At 48.7% G+C, this 1,005-nt stretch carries 1 protein-coding gene; it reads left to right on the top strand.

Annotation, left to right across the window (positions count from 1 at the left end; all coding sequences use genetic code 11):
• The coding region (locus GY843_RS20925; protein WP_297312621.1) for a family 16 glycoside hydrolase at positions 1–1,005 on the top strand (1,005 nt) is incomplete at both ends.

Genomic DNA, 1,005 nt, shown 5'->3' with positions numbered 1-1,005 from the left:
TCCGCCGGATGTGAGTGGTACACAGACATTTACGCTGACGGTCAAGGTCTCGGATGGCGCTGCCATCACCTCAAAGACAGTTGATATTACAGTGACAGACACAGTTCCCGGTCCGCAGATACTTTTATCAGATGACTTTACTGATGGCAGTTACAACGGCTGGTCACTTGTAGATCAGGGCACTATGGGCGGCTCCATGGCCTGGTCGGCAGCAAGCGGGACTATGGTCCAAAGCTCCAATGTTCACTCTACTTTATCTATTGATCCAGTGGCCAAATTAGGCACATATGCATACTGGCAGGCCGGCACCGGCTGGACGGACTATACAGCTTCGGTTACGATTAAATCTACTGACAATGATGCCTTAGGTGTTATGTTCCGCTATCAGGATGAGAACAACTACTACAGGTTTATCTGGGACGCAGAGCGTAACTCTCGGCAACTGGTAAAATGTAAAGGCGGCGTGTTCAGCGTTCTAGCCGAAGATTCGGTTCCCTATGTTACCGGCAAGAGTTATCAGGTTAAGATTGCCGCCCAGGGCAGCTTATTGCAGATCTCTATAGACGGCAGCCCGGTATTTTCAGTAAATGACAGTACTTTTTCTTCCGGGTCAATAGCATTGTACAGTTGGGGAAATGCGGGCAGCTACTTCGATGATATCTTAGTTGAAGGTTTGTTCGGAGCCAATCAGGCACCTGTTGTTTCTGTTACAGCCAGTCCATCTACTATTTCAGATTCAGTAGCTTCTCAATTACAGGTAACTGCAAGTGACCTGGATGGTCCTAACGCATTGACCTATAGCTGGACCGTACCATCCGGCCAAGGCAGCCTGGACAATCTTTACATAGCCAACCCGTTATATACTCCGCCGGATGTGAGTGGTACACAGACATTTACGCTGACGGTCAAGGTCTCGGATGGCGCTGCCATCACCTCAAAGACAGTTGATATTACAGTGACAGACACAGTTCCCGGTCCGCAGATACTTTTATCAGATGACTTTAC

The sequence above is a fragment of the Neptuniibacter sp. genome, from assembly GCF_024231755.1.
Lineage (GTDB): Bacteria > Pseudomonadota > Gammaproteobacteria > Pseudomonadales > Balneatricaceae > Neptuniibacter.
This window is presented reverse-complemented; position numbering and strand designations above follow the sequence as displayed.